This is a genomic window from Prosthecobacter gellanilyticus, assembly GCF_007992435.1.
Lineage (GTDB): Bacteria > Verrucomicrobiota > Verrucomicrobiia > Verrucomicrobiales > Verrucomicrobiaceae > Prosthecobacter > Prosthecobacter gellanilyticus.
In genome coordinates this window covers 266,724-283,670 of record NZ_BKAG01000001.1, presented here as the reverse complement: position 1 = coordinate 283,670, position 16,947 = coordinate 266,724, and the positions used below count along the sequence as shown (strand labels likewise).

General features: G+C 56.7%; 16 protein-coding genes. 8 read left to right on the top strand and 8 right to left on the bottom strand.

All coding sequences use genetic code 11. The annotated features are described in order from the left end of the window. Window positions 1-21: 21 nt before the first annotated feature. From BGE01nite_RS01150 to BGE01nite_RS01140, 3 genes are all read right to left on the bottom strand, one after another. Window positions 22-1,062, bottom strand: a complete 1,041-nt coding sequence (locus tag BGE01nite_RS01150) for an SDR family oxidoreductase (RefSeq protein WP_425485682.1) — start codon at window positions 1,060-1,062, stop codon at window positions 22-24. Window positions 1,063-1,112: 50 nt separating this feature from the next. Next, a complete protein-coding gene (locus BGE01nite_RS01145) occupies window positions 1,113-1,973 on the bottom strand; it encodes an SDR family NAD(P)-dependent oxidoreductase (protein WP_146848412.1) in 861 nt (286 codons plus the stop codon). Window positions 1,974-2,071: 98 nt separating this feature from the next. Then, entirely contained in the window at window positions 2,072-3,259 is a 1,188-nt protein-coding gene (locus tag BGE01nite_RS01140; protein WP_146848411.1) for a zinc-dependent alcohol dehydrogenase, read from the bottom strand. A gap of 113 nt (window positions 3,260-3,372) precedes the next feature. Here BGE01nite_RS01140 and BGE01nite_RS01135 point away from each other — a divergent pair, with 113 nt between their 5' ends. After that, window positions 3,373-3,684, top strand: coding sequence for a hypothetical protein (locus BGE01nite_RS01135; protein WP_146848410.1), 312 nt, complete (start codon window positions 3,373-3,375; stop codon window positions 3,682-3,684). 220 nt (window positions 3,685-3,904) lie between these two features. Here the strand turns inward: BGE01nite_RS01135 and BGE01nite_RS01130 are convergent, their stop codons facing one another. Further along, window positions 3,905-4,528 (bottom strand): RNA polymerase sigma factor, encoded by a 624-nt coding sequence (locus BGE01nite_RS01130; RefSeq protein WP_146848409.1) that lies wholly within the window; start codon window positions 4,526-4,528, stop codon window positions 3,905-3,907. Window positions 4,529-4,826: 298 nt separating this feature from the next. Here BGE01nite_RS01130 and BGE01nite_RS01125 point away from each other — a divergent pair, with 298 nt between their 5' ends. Both BGE01nite_RS01125 and BGE01nite_RS01120 read left to right on the top strand, forming a co-directional pair. After that, window positions 4,827-6,974 carry a catalase gene (locus BGE01nite_RS01125; protein WP_146848408.1) on the top strand — a complete coding sequence of 716 codons (2,148 nt, stop codon included), beginning with the start codon at window positions 4,827-4,829 and terminating at the stop codon, window positions 6,972-6,974. 724 nt (window positions 6,975-7,698) lie between these two features. Then, window positions 7,699-10,215 (top strand): PAS domain S-box protein, encoded by a 2,517-nt coding sequence (locus BGE01nite_RS01120; RefSeq protein ID WP_218032865.1) that lies wholly within the window; start codon window positions 7,699-7,701, stop codon window positions 10,213-10,215. Between the two features lie 1,195 nt (window positions 10,216-11,410). On the opposite strand, the gene BGE01nite_RS29325 is transcribed toward BGE01nite_RS01120, so the two are convergent. Continuing rightward, a complete protein-coding gene (locus tag BGE01nite_RS29325) occupies window positions 11,411-11,782 on the bottom strand; it encodes a DUF6766 family protein (RefSeq protein WP_308741211.1) in 372 nt (123 codons plus the stop codon). A gap of 114 nt (window positions 11,783-11,896) precedes the next feature. Next, window positions 11,897-12,073 (bottom strand): DUF6766 family protein, encoded by a 177-nt coding sequence (locus tag BGE01nite_RS29320; RefSeq protein ID WP_218032863.1) that lies wholly within the window; start codon window positions 12,071-12,073, stop codon window positions 11,897-11,899. Between the two features lie 222 nt (window positions 12,074-12,295). Between BGE01nite_RS29320 and BGE01nite_RS01110 the strand changes: the two genes are divergently transcribed. Together BGE01nite_RS01110 and BGE01nite_RS01105 are read left to right on the top strand one after the other, a co-directional pair. Next, entirely contained in the window at window positions 12,296-12,634 is a 339-nt protein-coding gene (locus BGE01nite_RS01110; protein ID WP_146848406.1) for a hypothetical protein, read from the top strand. 64 nt (window positions 12,635-12,698) lie between these two features. Beyond that, window positions 12,699-12,932 carry a hypothetical protein gene (locus BGE01nite_RS01105; protein WP_146848405.1) on the top strand — a complete coding sequence of 78 codons (234 nt, stop codon included), beginning with the start codon at window positions 12,699-12,701 and terminating at the stop codon, window positions 12,930-12,932. A 41-nt stretch (window positions 12,933-12,973) separates the two neighbouring features. Here BGE01nite_RS01105 and BGE01nite_RS01100 read toward each other — a convergent pair whose 3' ends face one another. Next, entirely contained in the window at window positions 12,974-13,465 is a 492-nt protein-coding gene (locus BGE01nite_RS01100; protein ID WP_146848404.1) for a YciE/YciF ferroxidase family protein, read from the bottom strand. A 194-nt stretch (window positions 13,466-13,659) separates the two neighbouring features. Here BGE01nite_RS01100 and BGE01nite_RS29870 point away from each other — a divergent pair, with 194 nt between their 5' ends. From BGE01nite_RS29870 to BGE01nite_RS01085, 3 genes are all read left to right on the top strand, one after another. Then, the gene (locus BGE01nite_RS29870; RefSeq protein WP_146848403.1) at window positions 13,660-14,562 is read left to right on the top strand and encodes an endonuclease/exonuclease/phosphatase family protein; all 903 of its coding nucleotides are present in this window, start codon (window positions 13,660-13,662) and stop codon (window positions 14,560-14,562) included. 154 nt (window positions 14,563-14,716) lie between these two features. Next, window positions 14,717-15,106 carry a phage holin family protein gene (locus BGE01nite_RS01090; RefSeq protein ID WP_170266510.1) on the top strand — a complete coding sequence of 130 codons (390 nt, stop codon included), beginning with the start codon at window positions 14,717-14,719 and terminating at the stop codon, window positions 15,104-15,106. Further along, window positions 15,064-15,492, top strand: a complete 429-nt coding sequence (locus BGE01nite_RS01085) for a hypothetical protein (RefSeq protein WP_146848401.1) — start codon at window positions 15,064-15,066, stop codon at window positions 15,490-15,492. Before BGE01nite_RS01090 ends, BGE01nite_RS01085 begins: the two co-directional genes overlap by 43 nt. Window positions 15,493-15,767: 275 nt before the next feature. Here the strand turns inward: BGE01nite_RS01085 and BGE01nite_RS01080 are convergent, their stop codons facing one another. Continuing rightward, a complete protein-coding gene (locus tag BGE01nite_RS01080; RefSeq protein WP_218032862.1) occupies window positions 15,768-16,904 on the bottom strand; it encodes a YihY/virulence factor BrkB family protein in 1,137 nt (378 codons plus the stop codon). Window positions 16,905-16,947 lie beyond the last annotated feature (43 nt).

Below are 16,947 nucleotides of genomic sequence, written 5' to 3'. Positions count from 1 at the left end.
TTCTAATTTCAGCATGCAACATTAGCCAGCTTTACCGCCTTGAACATCATAGATATGCCCGGTCACAAAGCTGGATTCTTGAGAGGCCAGGAGCACGTAGGCGGGCGCAAGCTCGGCAGGCTGGCCAGCTCGTTTGAGGGCTGTTTTCTCGCCAAAGGTCGGAAGCTTCTCCTGCGGCTGTCCGCCGCTGATCTGAAGAGGGGTCCAGACCGGCCCGGGTGCCACGGCGTTCACGCGGATGCCTCTCTCAGCGAGTTGCTTGGAAAGGGACTTGGTGAAGTTGGAATTGACCGCCTTGGTAGACGCATAATCAAACAGGTTGGGCGAGGGCTCGTCCGCCTGTTCCGAGGCTGTGAAGATGATGCTGGAACCAGGAGCAAGGTGTGGAACCGCTGCCTTCGTGAGCCAGAACGGAGCATAACAATTGGTTTTGTAGGTGGCATCAAAGGCCTCGGTGGTTAGGTCGAGGATCGAGTCGCACGACTGCTGCCTGCCGGCGTTGTTCACCAGAATGTCCAGTCCTCCGAGTTTGCTGACTGCATCCGCAACGAGTTTTTTGCAGAACGCCTCCTCACGCAGATCTCCCGGCAGGGCCACAGCTTTGCGGCCTGCAGCCTGAATGAGATCCACCACCTCCTTCGCGTCAGGCTCCTCGGTCGGAAAATAGTTGATGGCCACATCCGCACCTTCTCGTGCAAAGGCGATGGCGACAGCGCGGCCAATGCCTGAGTCCCCTCCAGTGATCAGCACCTTCCTTCCCAAAAGACGTCCACGTCCCTCATAGGATTGCTCACCGTGATCGGGACGAGGCGTCATTTTGGAGGCAAGGCCTGGCCACTCTTGGAGCTGCTTTTCGAAAGGGGGCTTTGGATATTGTTTGAGAGGATCTTTCATGACAGTTTGAGTGGGTGCGTTGGCTGCCGCTGGAGCAGCGTCCTTGCCGAATGCCTGGGATCCAAGAGCAGTCATGACCCCGGTGGTCAGTCCTCCCATGAAACCACGGCGTCTTGGATTCGCCGTCTGGGAGGCATGCGGTCCGGAATCGTGTTTTTCTGAGTTCATGAGAATGAATGGGTTCGAGTTAAATAGTTGGTCAGTGAATCTTCAGTTCGTTATCGCCTCTCAGCGGCATACTCCTGCGCAGCCTTGGACTCGATGTCCCCGCGCTTGCGCTTCCTCTCCTCCGGCGGCACTTCCTCGTAAAACTTCTCGTTCATGCTCGCCTGCGCGGACTCTGAAAGCACGCGGCGGGCGGCCACCAGCGCCTTGTTCATCATGCCGGGCACCACGAAGAGATCTTCCTTCATGAAGCCTTCATAACCCGCCTTGGCCACATCCTGCGGAGCCATCACATCAGCCTTCTGGAAGCCGCGCACATTCTCCATCCCGGCCTTCGGGAAAAAGTCCGTGTCCGTCGGGCCAGGGCAGAGTGCCGTCACCTTCACACCCGTGTCCTTCAGCTCTGTCGCCAATGCCTCACTCCAGGAGAGTACGAAGGCCTTGCTGGCATGATAAACACTGAGCCATGGGCCCGGCTCAAAACCTGCCACCGAAGCCGTGTTTAGGATCCGTCCATGACCGCGCTCCAGCATCGACGGCAGGAAGAGCTTCGTCATCCGCAGCACCGCCTCAATGTTTAGCCGGATCATTGAGAGATCCTTCTCGATCGGGATCTCCCAGAACTTTCCACGGTAGCCATGTCCCGCGTTGTTGACCAGAATCTCGATCTTTACGCCGCGCTCTTTGATCTTGTCAAAAACCATCTGCGCCGAGTCAAACACCTCCAGATCCGCAGCGATGCCATACACCGCCACCTCATGCGTCAAACGGATGTCCTCCGCCACCGCATCCAGCTCGATCTGGTTGGGTGCCACCAGGATGAGCGGATGCCCATGTCTGGCAAATTCATACGCAAGGTGCAGGCCGATGCCGCTTGAGGCACCGGTAATGAGGGCAGTTGTTTCAGTGTTCATAGGAAGCAGGTGATGAAGGATATGAAAGGAGGAGTGAGGGATAGGGGGGGGATTGAGGATCAAGGACGGATGAGAGATCAGACGCAGGCGTCGGAAGTTCAGATCTCAGCGGCGGCGGCCTTGCTCTGGCCCGGATACATGACCACCTTCACGCAGCCGTCCTGCTTGCGGTTGAAGATGTCATAGGCATGCGGAGCCTCATCCAGCGTCAGCTTGTGGGTGATAATGTCATCCAGCCGGATGCGCTTGTTCTCCACCCACTGCAGCAGGTCGTCGATGCACGCATGCACGGGGGCCTGGCCGAAGCGCAGAGTGATGCCCTTGTCAAAAATCTGGCCTAACGGAAAGTTGTCATATGGGACTGCATACACGCCGACGACGCTTACCACCCCGCCGCGGCGCACCGCGCTCAGACACATACGGAAGGCATTCAGGCTTCCCACCTCCATGTGCACGATGTTGGCAATGCGCTGCCAGATGCTACGCTCTGCCTCCTGGCCCACTGCATCGATGCACACATCCGCGCCGCGGCCCTCCGTCATGTCACGGATGGCCTCCACCGGATCCACATCATGCAGGTTGATCGTCTCGGACCCGCAGGCTTCACGCGCCATTTGCAGGCGATAGTTTTCCAGGTCCACGCCGATCACGCGCTTCGCCCCGCGCGCCCAGGCCACCTTCTGCGCCATCAGGCCCACCGGCCCGCAGCCAAAGACCGCCACCGTCTCGCCGCCCTTCACACCGCCCCACTCCACCGCGCTGAAGCCCGTGGGGAAAATATCTGTCAGGAAAAGCACCTCGTCATCTGAGAAGCCGGAAGGTGCCAGCCTCGGGCCAAAGTTCGCATACGGCACCCGCACATACTCCGCCTGGCCGCCATCATAGCCGCCATAGAGATCGGTATAACCAAACATGCCGCCGCCCTTCTCTTTCAGAAGTCCACCTTCCGGGCCGTATTTGCCAGGGTTGGAGTGCTCGCAGGCTCCCGGCAGGTTGTGATTGCAGAAGAAGCAACCGCCGCAGGCGATCGGGAAGGGCACGATCACACGGTCCCCGCGCTTCAACTTCGTGACTCCACTACCCACATCCTCCACGATCCCCATGAATTCATGCCCCATCACCAGCGGCTTCAGCTGCGGGGTGAATCCATTGTAGATATGCAGATCAGATCCACAAATGGCAGTGGCAGTGACACGGACGATGGCATCCTGGACATCCTCGATCTTCGGATCCTCCACGTTGTCGATGCTGATCTTCCCAGGACGGTGGTAAACGGCGGCTTTCATAGTGCCTGTTTATCGATTCTGCCGACTTCCATGGTGCTCCCTGGGCTGTCTCCCGATGATAAAGACATCCTTTCACCTTAACAATCTGGGATGTTTCTCCACGTTGTTGCCGTATGTCCCACCATCTTGTTCAGATCCTCCTACCGCTGTTCGACAATCAACATGAGCCGCTACCGGGAGAACTGCATGAGCAGGTTAAAGCGAAACTGACTCATGAGTTTGGCGGCGTGACAGCTTATGTTCAAGCTCCAGCAGAAGGACGTTGGAAGGATGCAGGCGACGAAACGCGTGATGAGATGGTGATGTATGAAGCAGTAGTAGATGAGCTCGATCCAGCATGGTGGGCTCAGTATCGAATTGTTCTGATGTCGCACTTCCAGCAAAAGGACATCATGGTTAGAGCACTCCCTATATTGCGTCTTTAGACAACACATATAACACATCCCTATCTAGCATCATGGAACACACTGGCAGCGAGTCCACCATATCCACACGTTCGTTTAATAGACATGGGCGAACTAGCGAAGATATTTTGATGACATGCCTACCCTTTTTCAAACTCAACACCCAAGGACAGGAGTGTCTGACGGCTCATCGCACCGCAATGTTTCGCGCTCTCTGCTCCGGCAGCAGCCCTGCCTCTAATCACGCCGCCTGAAGAGTGTGCATTGCATGTCTGGTGCGGAAGGCCGAACGAAGTTTCTTGAGGCCAAGTTCGATGCGTGTCTTTACCGTTCCCAACGGAAGATGTATCGCTGCCGCCACTTCACGCTGGCTCATTCCCTGGAGGAAAGCCAAATGGATGACTTCCTGCTGTGCCGCTGGTAACAAACGAATGTTCTGTTGAAGGGCTTGGCTCAGATCCACATCTTCACAGTCGCTACCGACATTGGAAGCAGTTAAATGTATCTTGGTTTCCACCTTCGCGCGATCTTTGAGAGAGTTATAGGTGGCAGTTCGGCGCACGTAGTCAATGGCACGCCGTTTAGCGAGGGTTGTGATCCAAGCCACCGCCTTCCCCTTGTTCATCGAATAATGGTGCGAAGAGCGCCAGATGTCCAACAATGTATCCTGGAGGGCGTCGTCTGTTGCAGCATCACTGCCGACGATTCTTGAGATTACGCTTTTCAACAATGTTTGATGGCGTCTCAAGAGCACTTGCATCGCTAGTTCGTCGCGTTCCTGAATAGCACACAACAACTCCTCGTCACTTGGCATTAAACCGGCGGACGATTCCAGAGCAGCTGAAGACGGGCAGGTGGTGTTCATAGTAAGAGAATCGTTAATGTTACCGAAAACGCCCTCAACCTTAGACCACCCTTTTCGGCGAATCGGGGATCACCTGATAGGTTACAAACCCCATTCCAAATTCACTGCGGGACGCGCGAGACAATTTCTAGCCCTTCTTCCGTAACCTACGTCTTGTTATTCATAGTGCGGGAAGATCTTGACTTTACCCTTTAAACTACCCCTTCCCATCAGGCCTCGGACTCATTCAAGCCTAGTCATCATCAGCGCGACTGAATAGACACACGCGAAGGGTCACGAGGCGCGAAAGGGAGTCACCATGAACTCTCTTTTCTCCACTGCCCTCCTGTCCGTCCTATGCCTCGGCCTGAGTCACCAGGTTCACGCCCAGGCACAAGCCACGGCCACGACGAAACCCAAGTCTGAAAAGCGGACGGCGGAAGCCAAGGAAGAAGGAACCCTAACGACCAATCATGGCCTGCCCGTCGCGGACAATCAAAACCAGCTCAAGGCAGGCGTTCGGGGACCGGTGCTGCTGGAGGACTTCATTTTCCGCGAGAAGATGCAGCACTTCGACCATGAGCGCATCCCGGAGCGCATAGTGCATGCACGCGGCTCAGGGGCGCACGGATATTTCCAGTGCTACGAGTCTCAGGCAGACATCACCAAGGCTGCCTTTTTGCAGGACCCCGCGAAGAAGACAGAAGTCTTCGTGCGCTTTTCCACGGTGGCGGGTGAGCGCGGCTCTGCCGATCTGGCTCGCGATGTTCGCGGGTTCGCGGTGAAGTTCTACACCAAGGAGGGAAACTACGATCTCGTGGGGAACAACATCCCCGTCTTCTTCATCCAGGACGCGATGAAGTTCCCAGACCTGGTGCATGCCGTGAAGCCGGAGCCGCACAACGGCATCCCGCAGGCGGCCTCCGCCCATGACACCTTCTGGGACTTCGCGTCCCTCATGCCGGAGATCAACCACATGCTGATGTGGGTGATGAGTGACCGCGCGCTGCCGCGCTCCTACCGCATGATGGAGGGCTTTGGGGTGCATACCTTCCGCCTCATCAATGCCAAAGGGGTGGCGTCCTTTGTTAAGTTTCACTGGCGGCCGAAGCTCGGCGTGCAATCCGTCCTCTGGGATGAGGCCACGAAGATCAATGGCAAGGACCCCGACTTTCACCGTAAAGATCTTTGGGAGGCTATCGAGCGCGGGGATTTCCCTGAATATGAACTCGGTTTGCAGGTGATCGACGACGCGACGGCAGCCAAGCTGGAATTTGATCTGCTGGATCCCACGAAACTGGTGCCAGAGGAGATCGTGCCGCTGCGCATCGTCGGGAAGCTGGTGCTCAATCGGAATCCCGACAACTTCTTCGCCGAGACTGAACAGATCGCCTTCCTGCCGACAAATCTGGTGCCCGGCATCGAGTTCACCAATGATCCCCTCCTGCAAGGTCGGCTCTTCTCGTATCAGGACACGCAGCTTTCGCGGCTGGGCGGACCTAATTTTCATCAGTTGCCCATCAACCAGCCTAAAGGCTGTCCCATGGGCTTCGGCACCAACTTCCAGCGCGATGGCATGCATCAGACCATGGTGCCCAAAGGCCGCGTAGCCTATGAACCCAACTCGCTAGATGGCGGCAAAGGCCCCCGCGAAAATCCCGCCCAAGGATTCATTTCTGCGCCTGAGGAGATGACGGGACCCAAGGTGCGCAAGCGCTCGGAAACCTTTGGGGATCACTACTCGCAGGCACGCCTGTTCTTCCGCTCCCAGAATGAGACAGAGCAGCGGCACATCATCAATGCCTTCACGTTTGAATTGTCCAAGGTGCAATCCAAGGAGGTCCGTGTCCGCATGCTGGCCCACCTCGCACAGGTGGACGCCACGCTGCATTCCGGAGTGGCCGCAGGGCTCGGCATGAAGGAGACTAGTGAGACCCTCAAGCCGGCTGTTCCTGCCCATGATCTGCCCCCGTCTCCCTCGCTTAGCATTCTGGGCAAGGCCCCCAAGATCCTGGCGGGCAGAAAAATCGGCGTGCTGGTGGCAGATGGCTTTAATGCCGCAGCCCTCGCCGCCCTCCGGAAGAGTGCCGCAGCGGAAAAGGCCGTGCTCGCCGTCATCTCACCGAAGGTCGGTGGTGCCAAGGATGGCGAGGAGAAGGTGGTGCAAGCAGACATGGCCCTTTCTGGCGCCCCCTCCGTGCTGTTTGACGCTGTCGTGATCCTCTCTTCCAAGGAAAGCAGCGATCAGCTCGCCGCCGATAAAACGGCGGTGGACTGGGTGAGTGATGCTTTCAGCCACTGCAAAGTCCTCGGCTATTCCCCGGACGCCAGGCCGCTGCTCGATGCTGCAGGTGTCAAAGCTGACGAAGGAACCATCGAAGTCGGACAAGAAACTGGGGACTTTATCCAGGCTGCTAAAAACGGTCGCATCTGGGGGCGTGAGCCTGCTGTCCGTCCACGCGGCTGAGCCACCTTCCATCCAATCATTCCCAACCACCACGCATATGCCTGACGTCGGCCTCTTCACTGCCACAAAGCCTGTTCCCAAATCAACCCCCGTCATTGTTCGATATTCCGTAGAGGTCGGGGGCCTTCCTGTTTACAGCGAGTCCTATGATGTGGATACGCTCGCGAAGGAACTGAGAAAAGATCCCGAGCATGCCCTCGCACTCTGGGCGCGGCGTTTAACCGCCGTTGTCGAAGCGCGTAGTCGTCCGGGATTTAGTGCTGCTCTGACGCGGGCTATTGGCGACGGTCAATGCTGCGACTATGGACGTGAAAACTGCAAAGCGCTGGATGACTTGGGCGAACCCGGGTAAACTGTGAAGCACAGAGCTCAATGCCGATGTGGTCGACGCTTGGCCTTGATGTGTGCCGCTCGATGTGGGGTATTACGCATGGAAAAGCTGTGCGCCCACCCTTGATGCGTTTGTTGGGCAACCTCAGGAGGGATAATGGCGTCTTCAGATGGCCATGCAAACGGGCAGTTGATGGACCGAACACATGCACAAGCCATGGCGCTAAGTGTAAGCAAGGTGAAGGATTTTCAACTCGACGGCGTCAAAAGCATAAGGAGTGCACTTGCTGACGTGCGGATCAGGTAGTTTTCCGATAGCAATTGACGTTGATACTATTGCCCGCAGACCATAAAACAACATATGGGTTCGCTTCCACCTACGCCTGCGGGCACCATGTTCATTTCCCCCGAACACCTTCTTTCGGCTATTATTGATTCCTCCGATGATGCTATAGTCAGTAAGAATCTAGAAGGTATCATCACCAGCTGGAACAAAGGTGCGGAAAGACTTTTTGGTTATTCTGCCGACGAAATTGTGGGACAGTCAGTCACCAAGCTGATTCCCCCTGACCGGCAAGATGAGGAGCCCCAGATCCTTCAAAAGCTACACAGAGGTGAGCGTGTGGAACACTTCGACACCCAGCGCCTTCGCAAAGATGGCACACGGATTGATGTGTCACTGACAATCTCACCAGTGCGCAACAACGATGGCGCTATCGTGGGGGCGTCAAAGGTCGCCAGGGATATCTCCGGCCGCAAAATGTGGGAGCAGGAAATGCAGGACTATCGTGCCAGCCTCGAAATGCTAAACAGACTTGGTAGCGCTCTGACCGCGGAGCATGACCTGGAAAAACTGGTTCAACTAGTCACCGACGCGGGCCGAGAAATGAGTGGTGCCGCTTTCGGAGCATTCTTTTACACGGTCAAACGTCCCGAGCAGGAGGCATTCATGCTTTATACTCTTTCCGGCGCGCCCCGTGAGGCATTCGAGAAATTCGGCATGCCGCGTAACACACCCATATTTGCCCCTACATTTGAAGGGAAAGGGAGCGTTAGAATTGGCAATGTGCGGGACGATCCCCGCTACGGGCAAATGGCCCCCCATCATGGCATGCCGCCAGGCCATCTCCCTGTCACGAGCTATCTGGCTACCTCCGTGGTCTCAATGTCCGGTGAGGTCATTGGCGGCTTGTTCTACGGGCACCCAATGCCGGACAGGTTCACTGAAAAAGCAGAGGTAATGGTGAATGCCCTCGCCGGATACGCAGCCGTAGCCATGGATAACGCCAGGCTATACGCCGACCTGCAGGGCAAGTTGGAGCAACAGCACGTAATGGAAACAGCTTTGCGTGCGAGCGAAGAGATGAGCTCCAACATCCTCAACAGCAGTGGCGATTGCATTCTTGTGATGGACCTGGAAGGAAACATTATATCCATGAATCCGCCGGGGCTTGCCCTTTTCGATATTGAAGATTTTGGGCCGCTAAAAGGCAAGCCTTGGGAAGATCTATGGCCCGCTGAGATGCGAAAGGCGCTTCGGACTGCCATCCAAGCCGCGGCTCGAGGCGAAATAGGCCGGTTTGAGGGTGAATGCCCCACCGCCAAAGGTGTAGCGAAATGGTGGGACGTGATCATAAGCCCTTTGCGTGATGACCAAAATATCGTAACCCGGCTTACCTCCACGTCTCGCGACATCTCCGAACAGCGTAGGAGTGCAGAGAATGCACGTGCTGCCGCTGAGGAAGCTCAAAAGCAGAGCCGCATGAAGGATGAGTTTCTGGCTACCCTGTCGCACGAACTTCGCACGCCCTTGCAATCCATCCTCGGTTGGACACAGCTCCTGCTTTCTGGGGAATGTGACGCGAGCGAAGTTAAACAAGGCATTGAGGTTATCGACCGTAATGCCAACGCCCAGACACGAATCATTGAGGACTTGCTCGACATGAGCCGAATCCTGTCAGGCAAGGTGCGGTTGGATGTGCAACGCATTGAGCTTGCAGGGCTGATCGAAGCCGCCGTCGAGACAGTGAGGCCTGCGGCACAAGCTAAGAACATCAAATTGGAGGCTGTGCTGGACCCGCTAGCTCAGCCTGTCTCCGGCGATCCGAACCGCTTGCAGCAGGTCTTCTGGAACCTGTTGAGTAATTCGATCAAGTTCACACCCGTCGGCGGAAAGGTTCAGATTGTATTGGAGCGGGTAAACTCGCATCTTGAAGTCAGTGTCACTGATAATGGCGCAGGCATTAGCGCGGACTTCTTGCCACATGTCTTCGAACGTTTCCGTCAGGCGGATGCTACCACGACACGAAAGCATGGTGGCTTAGGGCTGGGTCTAGCGATTGTGAAGCACTTGGCAGAACTTCACGGCGGCACTGTCAGGGCCAAAAGCCCCGGAGTGAATCTGGGCACGACTTTCACCGTAATGCTGCCTCTTGCTATTCTTCATCCCGAACCTTATCAGGGCGAACGGAGGCATCCTGGGGTGCCGGGTGCCGGAAGTCTCGTGTCGCCCCTTCCACCGCTCGACTCCATCACCGTCCTTGTTGTTGATGATGAGGAGGACGCCCGAAACCTTTTGCTAGTGGTTCTCTCAAAAGCTGGGGCGAAGGTAAGAACAGCAGGTTCGGTGAGGCAAGCTCTAGACCAATGGAATGAGGTGGTGCCTGACATCCTCATCAGCGATATCGGTATGCCGGAGGAAGATGGTTACACGTTAATTCAAAAGATTCGCGCTTTGCCAGAAGATAAAGGCCGGTCGGTTCCCGCTATTGCCCTCAGCGCTTACACAAGAACTGAAGATCGTATCAAAGCCATCAATGCCGGCTTTCAGATGCATCTTTCTAAGCCGGCTGACAGTCTGGAGCTTTTGACGATGGTTTCCAGTTTGGTCGAAAGGGCAAAACACAAGTGAACAGATTCACCTCAACGCGGAGATACTGAAGCGTGTCGAGGAACGCACCCAGCCAAATTACCGGAGTCGCTTCGCCATCGCCACGTTAAAGGCCGCACACCCAGCAACGTGAATGGGACATGCCAAGAGCCGGCGCACACTAGGACGGGCTTGACTTTATTGTCTGCGTGTCTGGGCCTATATCGCTAGACGGACGTCAGCTTTTGATGGTTAGGCCACCTCACCTCCCGGTCTTCTCTTCTCCGAGCTGAGGAAATATCAGGACTTCTTCGAGCTGACCGTTCGACCTATGCACATGCAACGATGATCCTGTCCCTTCCAGATGGCTGGCCGCCAGCTCCAGCATCCGCGCTTTGGAGGTCGAGCCATAGCTTTCAGTCCAAAACTCCGATCCTGGGCTGTTTAAGATCCATTTAACACTCGTCTCATCATACCTCAGATGATATTCCGCACCGGTATTCATAGCCTGGTTTGTTTTGGATTTATTCGCGCCTCTGCCACCTTCGGGTCTTACCTTGATTGAAACCTCATGACGCGGTCCGCAATACTCCTTAGAGAATGGGACCGGCCTTGCTAGCAAGCCAGGTCTCCCCTCTTGTCAGTGAAAGCGAAAACCCCCCATTCACAACGAATCACAAGCTTCGAAAATGGATGCGAAGAGGCACGAAGCTGTTCCCACGTGCCTCTTCGCGTGGCTGTGATACAGCCGTGCTCGAACTTGATCTCAGGAGGAAATCGCCAAGGTGCTTTGGCGATTAGATCGAGTCCGGAAAGGATAGGGCTTCGATTCACCGCGAAGATGGTCATGATGACGTTTTTCCATGTGATCCATGAACGCCAGGCGGGCCAGTCCACCGGCAGCTTCCTCGGTGTCCCGGACAGTCAGCTCAAAAAAATGCGTGCAGTGAGGGCATGTCCAGCACGCAGAGACAGGTGCGGAAGAGGCTGTAATGATTTTGATTTCATGGCTCCATTCAGAGAGAGTCCTTTTGGTCATGACAGAATCTGTGCGGGTAAGTGTTCAAAGTGATGGCTTGTGCGGTCCAGGCAGAAGGTATCAGTCGAACAGGTATGAGCGCGAACGGCTTCCTGTGGTGAAAATGAAGACAGCCGCAGAGCTGGCGCAAGATTTTTTCACTGGAACGATTGCCGATACACCAGCGGGGGATGGTCCCTGGCTGGCGGCTGCTGCACCTCACTCGCCTGTCTCAGAATTCGGCGCATCCACGGGCTTTGACTCCGGAGACCCCCGCTGGCGCAGGAAGATGCTCAGCACCACCATGCTCAGGATGGCTAGGAACTCGCTCTGCCAGTTCTGCAGGCACTCAAGCCATAAGCGGCTGCTTTGCAGATACTGCGCGCAGTCCACCAGCGACTCGCCATGCATCGCCCGTTCTTCATTGTAGTTCTCGCAGCCGCTGATCACATGCACAGTGAAGGAGATGAGGAAGAGCCCCAGGAAGGCCAGGGTGAGTGAGTGCTCATAAAGCACCAGCACCCAGCCGCCCCGTCTCACCGGCAAGGGTGCATTCCGCCGCTCCGAAGCCAGTCGTGGATCCCTGTCCACAGGCTCCGGCCCCTCCACCCTTTGATTCCGAGGAACCCTTTTGAAAAAGAAAGATCGTTAAGGCCACATACACCCCCATCTGTAGAAATTCAGACTCCCAGTTCCGCTGTCGCCTCAAGAAAATGAGCGCCTGTTATGTATTGGCCAAAGCGTCTCCGCAGCCAACCCGTGCTCCTCGCGGTCCTCGTTGGATTCACGGTGCCCCGTCACCTCCTGTCCGAAAATCCACGTGATCAGGAACATGGCGAGCAGCACCAGGGACAGGCCATTTTCCTTCAAGATCCGTTTCATGACCCTTCATCGTCCACGTCCATCAGTCCAGATGTGCAGCCGGACACATCCTTCCTCAAGATGCCACGCGATCAAGTCAGGGTCCTCGACCAATCTTCGCCTTCAAAACATCTCCTTATGTCTCACATCATCCTTAGATCTTAGGATATGAGATAGTCACCGTGAACCAGGCATGGCTGCGTCGCTCCAGATGAGCTCCACTCATTATCTCACCACTGACATATGTCTGTCCTTTTTGACAAGGAAATCATGCTTAACAGATGCAGCATTCATGCTGCGAAGACATCGTTCATGTTGCATGACGCGCTCATTGAAGCGGGAGCGTTTTCTAAACCTGACGCGGAGCATATGTTGCGCTTGGTCCACGCTTGCGAGGTCAGGGTGAACGAACTGGATTTTCACAGCATCCACCTATTAAAGCAGTCCATCTGCGAGCAAGGAGCAGCTTTAGGTGAAGATCCGGAGAAGTTGGTGGAGCATTGCGCCAAACTACGGGACGCTCTACGCAAGTGCATTGAGCATCTCAACGAAGTGGCTAAAGCGAGGATGTCGATCGAATAACGTTGAGTTAGAAAATGTGCGTATGCGGTTGACAACTCTATGACATCATAAGCATTAATAATCCATGAAGAGAAAAACTCTTGGCCAATGGGGAGATCATGTTCAGATCCAGGCGGGCAAGGGACAGACTGGCGGCGCGGGCTGGAGATGTCCCTTTTGTGACTACACCTTTGAAATTGCGGCGCGGGACAGCCAAAAATCCGGGATCGGGCTGGCTAGGTTAGCGTTTATGGATCACATGGAAGCTACCCATGGTGACTTGGTCGCGCCCGCCGGGCGCTCAAAAGAGCAGCTCTGACCCGCGCCGCCTTTGCGTCTGGTGGACCCGCAAACAGGCCTTTACGCGTCCGCCGATACATTGACCTCCGAAAGCGCCAGTTCAGTCAGCTTCTTGTCCGTAGCACCTTCCTCATCAAGCGTTTGCTGGAGCAGCTTTTGGCCCTTTTTGTCTCCTAGCAGCTCGGCCATCGCCCGGGCCGTGCCATATGCCGCGATCTCATAGTGCTCCACCTTCTGCGCGGCACCGATCAGGCCTACGTCCAGCACCTCCGGATCCGCTTCTTCCTCAATCAGCTCGCTGCCTTCTTCAATCAAGCCTTCCATGGCTTTGCACTTCGGCCCGCGAGTCGTTTGCTTGTGGCTGGAAAGCAACGCTTCCAAGCGGGCTACATGTTCCTTGGTTTCTTCCAGATGCTGGGTGAAACCGGCCTTCAGCTTTTCATTGGTAGCAGCCTTCGCCATCTTCGGTAGAGCCTTCACCAGCTGCTTCTCCGCACTGTAAAGGTCTTTGAGCGAGTGAACATACAAGTCGGTGAGTGTTTCCAGTTTCATGCCTACTGTTTCGCAACAGCGCGTCCCCACGGATGTGGCGCGAGACAACCCTGATAAATCGTTCATCAGCGTTCCTGATCGTTAACCGTTCCCTGCAAGAAGATGTGGCCGGAAGGACATCATGATCAGGGCGCTGCCCATGCAGCGGCTCTGACGCACACAACCATCGGAAGCGGACATTCCGATAACCGGGAGTGAGAGCCCGATTTGTCATTCTGCTCCTTGCATCTACGCTCGCAAATTGTGCACAGCCGGCACGAAACGGTGTCCCGCACTCCTCTACTCGTGCCCGCACCCTCCAGGATATCAGCGTGGCAAGTTATAACATCTATGTGGGCAGCCGCGATCTGCAGCAAACCGCATCCGTCATCCGGGAAATGAATGCGGACATCGTCGCACTGCAGGAAGTGGTCCCCGAGAGCGCGGCCTTTCTGGCCGACGCCTTTTCACACGACTATCCTTACCGCTATTTCTCCACGGGCCTGGGGCTGATGTCCCGGCTGCCTTTGAAAGGCGCACGTTTCGAGCGATCTCTGCGTGGCATCAATGGATTCATGTTTGCAGAGGCTCTCCATCATGACCGCCAGGTGCAGATTGCCAACCTGCATCTGGACCCGCTTCATCTCTGGACGCTTGCTGATCTGGCCACTCTGCCGTTTCAGTTTCGTCGTCAACGTCACATCCAGCGGGATGAGCTGGCGCAGGCTCTTAAAAATATTCAGACCGGCAAGCCCACGATTCTCATCGGCGACTTCAACCGTGTCGGAGACCATGCCATCGACCAGCTCAAAGCGCGTGGATTTGTGGACAGCTTCGCCGAGACAGATGCAAACCCTGACACGACCTTCACGCTGCACTTTCACCTCCTGGGCATTCATTTCGGACGACGCATCGACTTCATCTTTCACGACTTTCATTTCCGGACCCTCGGCAGCGTCGTTGTGCCCGGAGAGCCCTCCGACCACGATGCCCTCATCAGCCATCTGCGATGGAGAACGGCCGTGCCCAACCAAAAACGCGAAAGGATGCGCCCGACCTGCAGACAGGGGACACATCCTCACGTCCAGCCATGCCGCTGTGGGCGAACTAGATCTTAAGACCGCCCCAACCACACGCCGCATGAGCCTAGATAACGCCTCCCCTTACGCACCTCCGGAGCCCGCGGCGTCACATCCAGCAGAGTCCCCGGCCCCGCAGGCACATCCTCCGGCGGCATCAGCACCAGCGCCAGCGCCGCATCATTCTTCTGGCATGCTCTATCACCTCTGGGGTTGGTTTGAGGCCGTGCTGCACTACCTCCAACTCCGCACAGAGCTTGCCCTGGCCGAGGCAAAGGAGACCGGATCACACTACGGCCTCATCGCGGGCCTCTTCGTCGCAGCCCTCGTCGTGCTCCTCTTTGCCTATGTGTTCTTGATCCTCACCGTCGTCTTCGCGCTCGCGGAATGGATGGATGGCGAACACGTCTGGATCAAAATCATGGGCGGCGCCACCACCCTCCACATCCTCCTCGCCATCGCGCTCGCCCTGTGGGCGAAGTCACGGCTGAAGGAAGGCGTGTTTGAAAAAACGAGGCAGGAGTTCAAAAAGGACAAACTATGGTCGAAAACCCACCACCAGCCCGAAGCCAGGAAGATCTGATCGCTGAGATCGCGCTCAACCGTCAGGAGCTCTCCGCCCATCGTCTCGGCATGAGCCGTGCGGCGAATGTCACGGACCGCCTCCAGCGCTCCTTCCATGATCACGCCGGCCTCTTTTTCGGCAGCGCCATCGTCCTCGGCGCACTGCTCTCCCTCATCCCGGCGGGCACCCGCTCACGGCGTGAGAAGAGCGCCCTCAAGCGCGCCGAAGCCTGGGAAGACGAAGCCCTTCACGAGAAGAAAAAGCAGTCCCGCTCCATCACCACCATCGTCGTCGGCCTCCTCGGCAAGGTCGCCCTGGATCTCGGCAAACCCGTCGTGCTCAAGATGGTGCGTGAGCATTTGGAGAAAAACTCCCGCGCCTCAGCGCCAGGTCCGCGTCCGTAAGGGCATCTCGGGGGATCAATGGCTAACAAAAAGCGTGGCAAAAATGCGCCCGGGATCATCGGGTTCCGTTATTTTGAGACCTCATACGGCAGGCACATAAAGTTGCTCTAGGAGGATCACAAACAAAGTCTCGCTCACGTCATCCACATACGAACTGTCAAAACCCAGTTGGCTTCGTGAAGCCTCTTTAGAGCAAAGGTTTCCACCTCCCTTTTTCAGACCCTTTCGCAGCGCTTTTGTTCACGCGTTTTAGTAATGTAGCGCCCGCCATCACATCAGTGCTTCCACCCTGGCTCGATCGCACGCCGGATCGTCAGCCCGATGACAAAAGACATCGCCAGCGTCCCCAGGAAAGCACCGGCAGGCGTCAGCATCTTCCCCGGCTCATGGGCCGCCACCTCGATCACGCGGATGGCCGGCATCGGTGCGGATGTCCGCGTCGTTGCTTCCGCATCATCCTCGCCATCCTGCGGTTTCGCCGGCGTGCCGTCCACCGTCATCGGCTTCTTCCCCGAGCTCTCCTCGGAGATCAGCTCCGCGCCGCGTCTGGGCTGGATCTCACGCTCGGAAGCCCGCGCATACACCTGGGTAAACTCCGCCCCAAACAGCAGGATGCAGGACGCATAATACACCCACAGCAGCAGCAGCACCACAGAAGCCGCCGCGCCATACGTGGAGGCCGTGCTCTCGCGCCCCAGATAAAAGCCCAGACCAAATTTGCCGATCTCAAACAGCACCGCCGTCACCGCCGCGCCCACCCACACCTCTCGCCACTGCACCTGCAGGTCCGGCAGCACCTTGAAGATCGTGGCAAAGAGCACCGCCAGCACCGCCATGGACACCAGCGTGGCCGCCACACCCCACACCTCCGCAGGCAGGCCCAGAAAGGAGTTCATATACTCGTTCAGTGCCGCGATGGCTGTGCTCAGCAGTAGCGAGACCAGCAGCAGGAAGCCCATCACCAGCACCATGCTGAAAGAGAGCAGCCGCTCCCGCACAAAGCCCGCCACACCGCTCTTCTTCGTCACCTTCACATCCCAGATTGTGTTCAGCGCGTCCTTCAGCTGGCCAAACACACCCGAGGCCCCCATCAGCAGCACCACAAAGCCCGTCACCGCTCCGATCCAGCCCTGCGTGGGCTTCGCCGCACCCTGCACCAGAGTCTGCACACCGACCGCCGCTTGCTTGCCCACATAGCCGCTGAGCTGCTCATCCAGCTGGCCCCGCACCGCCTCCGGACCCAGCGCCAGCCCCGCGATGCTGATGCAGATCACCAGCAGCGGAGCGATGGAAAAGACCGAGTAATACGCTAGCGCCGCGCTCAGGCGCAAAGCTCCGTCCTCAGACCATTCCTTCACCGTCTGGGATGCCAGACCTAACCAGCGATTCTTCATCATGGCTTTCAGATTCATGCTTCATGTTCGCAGCAGCCACACCCCGTGGCTGGAGCCCTTC